Here is a 6000-nt window from a genome sequence, read left to right on the forward strand (position 1 = left end):
TTCAGGTTTCATCCGCCAACGGGCATTTGCGCCTCGGCGGATTTGCCTGACGCGCTCGGCTAGGTCAGGATCGTCGGCCATGCGTTCAACCAGGCGCTGATACCTCTGCTGATTGAACTGAGGGTCAGCTGCACGCCTGTGGTAACGTTCGATGTCCTGGCCACGGCGTTTGGCTTTATGGCAGGTGTCAGAGCATGTGACGCTCCGCGGGCGGGTCGACGGTACCTTTTCCCCGCAAACAATGCACTCCGGCCGCTGGCAGTATGAGCACTCTCGCCACCCGCGTTGCGTCAACAGCGCCTGGGCAAGAGTCTCACGGCGCCCGCAATTGCACTCTACGAGCCAGCCGGGCTGCTCCTTGCCAAATTTTACCCGGCCATTCTCCCGTACAACAAAGAGACGGCCGAAGCGCTGACCTGTTAGATCAAGGGCTGCAGGCATCCAAGGTCTTCCTGTGCTCGGTCTCTGTTTCTCTCCGCAGTTTCTCACAAAAAGAAACCCCGCAGTTTAGCGGGGTATTCAGCTTGCTATTAGATTTCGACGAGTCAGTCTACATCCCTATCGATTGCATCACCATATACACGGATGCCATGCTGGTTGACTTCGCCGCATATCGAGATGATTCTATTGATTTGGATGTCGATGTTGTAACAAAGCACGCGAACAACTTCATCTTCGTCTGAGTGAGTACGGCGGACATATCTTGCCAAACCTTCCGCCTGCTTGCTGAGCATCTCTGTTTGAAAGACTATTTGCGATAGCACCTCAGAAACGACGCCATCTAAAGACTCCCGCAGCTCCGGATGCTTTCTCCAAGCGGCGACCAGCGCTACCTGGGCATCGCCAAAGTTTTTTTGTTGATTGCTCATCTTTTTTCCCTCTAGAAGTCATTCCTCGGGATAAGAGAATCTATCCCGGAAAATCTTCATCAGTCGACTGTGATACTGATCGCCGCCGAGCATCGCATGATTTATATACGCCGTGTGTAGCATGAGGTTTGCTATGCGGTGCCACCAGCCGAAATCTGTGAAAAGATCACCAGTGTTGGCTTTTTTCCAAGGAGCCTGTTGTTCCTTTAAGTATCCTTCTTCGTGAGCTGTGCCCTCACCATCCAGGTGCATTCTGATCCATTCGCGAAGCTCTGAATTGATCTTGCTGGCAAAGCCAATTGCAGCTCTTGTTTGATCGTCGGTTAGTTTTTCAATGTCGGCTTCTTCCCAAGTTTGAATAAACTTGTTTGCCTCTTTAATTGAACGGGCGATGATGTAGTTTTCGTCCATCTCTTCACCTTCCATTGATGTTGGGATATGGAGTCGCTGTGCTGAGAAAGCAAGCTGTTCTGCGTGCAGGGTATCGCTTACCGAAAGTTTCGGCAGCAAGAGAGTGAGGTTGCCCCTACGGGGCTGTTTTAAAACGTCAGTCAGGGGAGGGGGCTTCCATCAACCTGATGGTCGATTGATCGCGCTTCCGGAAGCTGGTGCGACCTAGGGAGTGATCTACACGGTAATCCGTGCTGTAGCCTCGCAGATCACGGCTACTGGAGGGGTGCCGACAACGTCAGCAGCTCACGGCTCAAAGGATGGACAGGCGGAAGTTTAAAGTCAACAACACGCTGCAATGGCTTGAAGGGCTCAGGTAAATACCCGCTTGGCAAGTTCAATGCCACGCCGGCAACTGCTGAGGGTCTTATTCACGGCTTGGGGAGTGATACCTGTCTTCCGGGCAGCATCGGTAGGCTTGAGACCATTTACCAACACCAGTCGGGCAGCATCCTCGCCAGGACCTCCGCGCAGGCGCATCAACTCAGCAAGGGCTGAAAACTGCTCTTCCGTCATGCGCGACTTGGCCCCGGGAGTAAGCCGGCAATGCAGGTCAACAGTCGCTGGGCGCCGGCCTGGCTTGATATATCGTTGCTGACCATATCTCCGCCAGCCGCTGCGGCCAGGCGACGCATGAATCCCATGGCAGCGCGATCAATCTCGGGACCAACGTAGAGCACATCAATCACGCCACGAAACTGGGCGGCGACTTCGAGAGCCGATTTCTCGTTGTCAGGTTGGCCATCACTGATGACGAGAGTCACACCGGGATTGAATTGCAAGGCTGCTCGCAGGGCCGCGGTCATGTTGGTACTGCTCTCCGGCTCAGGGATGTGCTGGACTTCCCGTGGCTGGTCGCTGAAGGCGATCAATCTCGCCGGTTGGCGTTCCAGGGCTGCGTCTACAGCTTCGCGCAATACGTCGATCTTGCGTCGCTGGCCCCAGGCAGTACATCCCATTGATGCGGAGATGTCGGCCAGGATGATGACCTCGCCTTGCCGACGGTCCAGTCTCGCTTGGTGTGTGGCTACCCGGCCAGTGGTGACGGGCAGTGTTTTGCTGGCCTTGGCGATGAGCTGTTGCAGGGGGTTGATCAGTTCATTGGACATATTTCGGCGCCTCGTGCCACCGTAGTTCTATCGAAATTTATCGCCCGTACAGCCACGCAAACTTCACGAGCCCAAGGCTGCAAGGAGGGAGTGAGCTTGGCCAGGGCTGGCGAGGTCCAGATCTGATCCGTGGCCTCGGCATAGTCAATCAGGTGCCACTTCACGTCAGTGCCGGTGGAGCCGAGATTCACCTGGAGGCGGGGACCTGATACTCGTCGTGTCCAGTCGCTGGTTTTCCAGACTAACGTCAGCTCTTGAGGCGGTCTCCCAATCAGATAGGCAACTTGCTCTAGATATCGGCGCAGCAACTCGGTGCGTTTTGATCGCATCTTTTCGTCAGCGACGGCCTTGCTTGCAGCTTCTGCTACTCGCTCGGCTTGTTGAATTTCATATTGGCGGGCCCGTTCGGCGCCCCGAAGGCGAGCATCGATCTTCTCCCTTTCGGTGGCCAGCGCTTCGGCGAAAGCTGCTTGCAGCGCTGGATTGCGCCGGGCCGCCTCTTTTGCAATGGCGATGGCCAGCTCGACGAGTTGGTCATCACTCAGGCCGCTGAAGTCCAACTCATCCATAGCTGACATCGCACTGGGGACTATTCATGCTTTTGCCTGGTCGATTTCGTCGTCAGTCAACTGCCATACGGCATTCGCTACCCGTCGCGCTGAACCAAACCGCTCCAGAAGTGTGACCGCGAGGAGGTGCGTCTGGGCCGTCGTAATTCTCTTGTAACACGGCCTGCGGTAGGTCGCTTGCGAGTGGGCTTCGATTGTCGAGAGCACGGTATCGGCGATGCCAATGATTTTCTCGTTACCCAGTTCCTCTCCTACCTGGCGGGCTAGATGCACCACCTGGGCACACTCCAGGGCGAGCTGAGTCCACTCTAGGTTGGCATCTTGTGTCCAGCGGCTGGTTTCAGCTCGCTTGAGCGATTCTGCTGCGTAGTCACGGTGCCAAGTCTTTTCGTAGGCCATGTCTTTCTCGGCAGGGGCGTTGGAGGTTGGGTTGATAGCCCAACGTTGGGTTTGAGGTTATCCCTTTAAAGGGATATGTTCAAGCAGGCTGATTGGGCAGGCAGATGCTCTATCTCCCACCAGGCGGTAGTAGAATTAGATTTTTCCTACGGAGGCCTGATATGTGGGTGGTTCGACTAGAGCAAGGGTGGACGCTGAAGCTGGATCGCCAGATCGGCAATTCGGGTAAACATGGACTTTGGTCCTTCCACTGTTCGGAGAGTACCTACGCACCGAGTCCTACTGAGCTATTGCGTACAGCTGCGCTTCTGCCTGCAGAGCCGAAACAGGGGCAGATGATTGAAGTAAGTATTTGCGATAGCCGCCAGGCGCCGGAAGATTGGAGATTCATTGGAAAGGGTGTGGCTACAGAGGAATTCGGCTAGGTTGACTGAAAGGCTATTCCTAGGAATTAAGCTATGACGAATTGCTCCCTTGATGCACTTGAAGAATATTGAGAAAAGTGGTTAAGGTTTCTTGGTTGTATCAAGCTTGTAAAACTGCTTTATAACCATAAGGGGGTTATTATGACTGGTGAAAACAGTCTTCTCGAGAGGATGGTTGATGGTAAGTTGGGGCCAGGCTCAGATATTGGTCCTGCCGATTCGCAAATAGAGGGTACTTACCGGCGGGGCTATCACCAAGCTATGGCGGAGGTTGCATATTACCTGAAGAATGGGGGAACCTTGTCCGCGGCCTCACTGAATGATTGGGTGAGCGAGGACCTTCGTCGCTGGCGACAGGGGAAGGATAACGCCCCGATTCATCGCCAGATACTTCCTCCTGCAATTCCTGGCAGCCGATAGCCGATAGTTGAACTAAGCCTACCCGGTCCGCTGAGGCTCTATGAGGTGTGCCCCTTGGTTGCGAACATTGCCGACCGCGCGGTCGACGCGATACCAGGTGAACACTTCTGGAGCCTCACCTTCCTGTAACACCATCTGTTCTGCCCGTTCGGGCGGGGTTGCCCCATCGACCCACTCCCTTGCTAGCTCTGGAGAAAGAACGACGGGCCGCCGGTCATGTACATCGACCATTCCGCCCTGGGCATCAGCCGTGATGATAACGAAGCCATGGCGTTCTTCCTGCTGTCTGTCCAGTTCAGGGAACTGGCCGATCGTTGCGCAGAGGACGGCGGCACCATCGGCACGCTGAATGAAGTAGGGCTGCTTCCTTGCTCCTCCCTCGTCCACCCACTCGAACCAGCCGTCGATCGGGGTGATCGCCCTGTGCTTCCAGACTGCGCTGTAGAAGCGCGAATGGGCGACTTTCTCGGCTCGGGCATTGATCGGTGCGGCACGGTCCTGGGCCCAGAACGGTCGCCAACCCCATCGGACGAGCTGGGCTACCAGATCCTCGCCGACCAGGCGAAGGATGGCGACCTGTGTTGAAGGGGCTACGTTGTAGCGTTCGAGTGGTTCACCATCGGTCAGGTCCAGAAATGGCCAGTCGGCCATCAATTGAGCGTACTCTCTCGCGCCCTGGTACTGAGCTACTCTTCCGCACATAGCGCACCGTGCCTCCGTCTGTCGGATCTTGGCCTACCTGCATTGTAGGCAAATCCTGTCAGCGTCTACTGTATAAACAGACAGTATACAGAGGTTTTCATCCCATGCCCGTTACTATCCTCGGCCCAGTCGCTGGGTCTGGGGCTTCCTTGCGCCTGTATTCCAGCAAGGTGTCGGCCGGCTTCCCAAGTCCGGCGCAGGATCACCTGGAGCGGGAGATCTCGCTTGATGAGATTCTGCAGATTCGAGCGCCTCACACGTACCTGGTACGCGCCGGCGGCGACAGCATGATTCGCGCTGGCATTCATGACGGCGACCTCATGGTGGTGGATCGATCCCGAGAAGCTGAGCCAGGAGACATCGTGATTGCAGCGGTGAACGGCGAGCCTACCGTGAAACGCTTGGCGAAGGATGGGAGCCAGGTGGTGCTGCGCGCCGAGATCCTCGGTACGCGCCCAGGTACATCCTGGAAGGGGATGAGTTGCTGGTTTGGGGCGTGGTGCGCTACAGCGTGAGGTGTCATGAGCATGGCTGACCGCGCCATCGCCCTGATTGACTGCAACCACCAACTGGCGGTGAGCGTTGTCGGAGCCGGTATAGACCGGGGGGTTGGAGCGATTGAGCGACTCCAGGAGCTCGTCGCCGAACTCGTCGATGAAGTCGGTCAGGTTGATGTTCAGGGGGAAGGCGGCCAGGGCGGCCGGTTGGGTCTGAGCGTTCATGTGCATCTCCTGCAGGTGAAGGAAGAAAGCAGGGCATGCACGTCCCTTTCGGGTATCGGCATACCCTGCAGGGTGGAGTGGAAGGAATCGCCGCGGAGGGCGAGGTCAGTAATCGCTAGGAAGCAAAAGCGTGGTTGAGCTGCGGTCTGCCTCAGTGATGATCCAGAGCCTGGATTCGCCGCCGGCGTCGATGTCGTAGGACGACAGCAGCCTATCGCCGAACTTCAGGGCTCTCTGGTTGGTGTTCCAGTCTTCCTGGTCCAGCGTCCCCCAATCTCCCGCCAGATGGCGGTTCAGCAAAGGCGCTGGGTTGAGTTGACCGGTTTCCACCAGGT

The 6000-nt window shown here is 56.4% G+C and carries 7 protein-coding genes and 3 pseudogenes; 1 reads left to right on the top strand and 9 read right to left on the bottom strand.

Features of this window, described 5'->3' with window-relative positions:
• Positions 1 to 545 precede the first annotated feature (545 nt).
• The 7 genes from FFS27_RS06470 to FFS27_RS06510 form a co-directional block, all read right to left on the bottom strand.
• Entirely contained in the window at positions 546 to 869 is a 324-nt protein-coding gene (locus FFS27_RS06470; protein WP_003158159.1) for a hypothetical protein, read from the bottom strand.
• An 18-nt stretch (positions 870 to 887) separates the two neighbouring features.
• On the bottom strand, positions 888 to 1280 hold the full coding sequence (locus FFS27_RS06475; protein ID WP_003158160.1) for a hypothetical protein: 393 nt from the start codon (positions 1278 to 1280) through the stop codon (positions 888 to 890).
• Positions 1281 to 1631: 351 nt separating this feature from the next.
• On the bottom strand, positions 1632 to 1835 hold the full coding sequence (locus tag FFS27_RS34015) for a TrfB-related DNA-binding protein (protein ID WP_071533911.1): 204 nt from the start codon (positions 1833 to 1835) through the stop codon (positions 1632 to 1634).
• Entirely contained in the window at positions 1832 to 2428 is a 597-nt protein-coding gene (locus tag FFS27_RS06485) for a vWA domain-containing protein (RefSeq protein WP_003158161.1), read from the bottom strand. The genes FFS27_RS34015 and FFS27_RS06485 overlap by 4 nt, the downstream gene beginning before the upstream one ends.
• Positions 2413 to 2997 carry a hypothetical protein gene (locus FFS27_RS33185; protein ID WP_044265603.1) on the bottom strand — a complete coding sequence of 195 codons (585 nt, stop codon included), beginning with the start codon at positions 2995 to 2997 and terminating at the stop codon, positions 2413 to 2415. The genes FFS27_RS06485 and FFS27_RS33185 overlap by 16 nt, the downstream gene beginning before the upstream one ends.
• Before the next feature lie 24 nt (positions 2998 to 3021).
• Positions 3022 to 3396 (bottom strand): hypothetical protein, encoded by a 375-nt coding sequence (locus FFS27_RS06495; RefSeq protein ID WP_003158163.1) that lies wholly within the window; start codon positions 3394 to 3396, stop codon positions 3022 to 3024.
• 863 nt (positions 3397 to 4259) lie between these two features.
• A complete protein-coding gene (locus FFS27_RS06510; RefSeq protein ID WP_003158165.1) occupies positions 4260 to 4943 on the bottom strand; it encodes an SOS response-associated peptidase family protein in 684 nt (227 codons plus the stop codon).
• 104 nt (positions 4944 to 5047) lie between these two features.
• Here FFS27_RS06510 and FFS27_RS06515 point away from each other — a divergent pair.
• Positions 5048 to 5478 (top strand): annotated as a pseudogene (locus FFS27_RS06515) (LexA family protein).
• Positions 5479 to 5503: 25 nt separating this feature from the next.
• Here FFS27_RS06515 and FFS27_RS06520 read toward each other — a convergent pair.
• Both FFS27_RS06520 and FFS27_RS06525 read right to left on the bottom strand, forming a co-directional pair.
• Positions 5504 to 5665, bottom strand: a pseudogene (locus FFS27_RS06520) (SNF2-related protein); the annotation flags it as partial.
• Between the two features lie 105 nt (positions 5666 to 5770).
• Positions 5771 to 6000 (bottom strand): annotated as a pseudogene (locus FFS27_RS06525) (DUF6094 domain-containing protein); the annotation flags it as partial.

This window comes from Pseudomonas sp. 2VD, assembly GCF_005503585.1.
In the GTDB taxonomy this organism is placed as follows: domain Bacteria; phylum Pseudomonadota; class Gammaproteobacteria; order Pseudomonadales; family Pseudomonadaceae; genus Pseudomonas; species Pseudomonas aeruginosa.

Excerpts from the sequence above, each read along its gene's own strand:
- FFS27_RS06470 (WP_003158159.1), bottom strand. The coding sequence starts at position 869 with ATGAGCAATCAACAAAAAAACTTTGGCGATGCCCAGGTAGCGCTGGTC.
- FFS27_RS06475 (WP_003158160.1), bottom strand. The coding sequence starts at position 1,280 with ATGGACGAAAACTACATCATCGCCCGTTCAATTAAAGAGGCAAACAAG.
- FFS27_RS34015 (WP_071533911.1), bottom strand. The coding sequence starts at position 1,835 with ATGACGGAAGAGCAGTTTTCAGCCCTTGCTGAGTTGATGCGCCTGCGC.
- FFS27_RS06485 (WP_003158161.1), bottom strand. The coding sequence starts at position 2,428 with ATGTCCAATGAACTGATCAACCCCCTGCAACAGCTCATCGCCAAGGCC.
- FFS27_RS33185 (WP_044265603.1), bottom strand. The coding sequence starts at position 2,997 with ATGGATGAGTTGGACTTCAGCGGCCTGAGTGATGACCAACTCGTCGAG.
- FFS27_RS06495 (WP_003158163.1), bottom strand. The coding sequence starts at position 3,396 with ATGGCCTACGAAAAGACTTGGCACCGTGACTACGCAGCAGAATCGCTC.
- FFS27_RS06510 (WP_003158165.1), bottom strand. The coding sequence starts at position 4,943 with ATGTGCGGAAGAGTAGCTCAGTACCAGGGCGCGAGAGAGTACGCTCAA.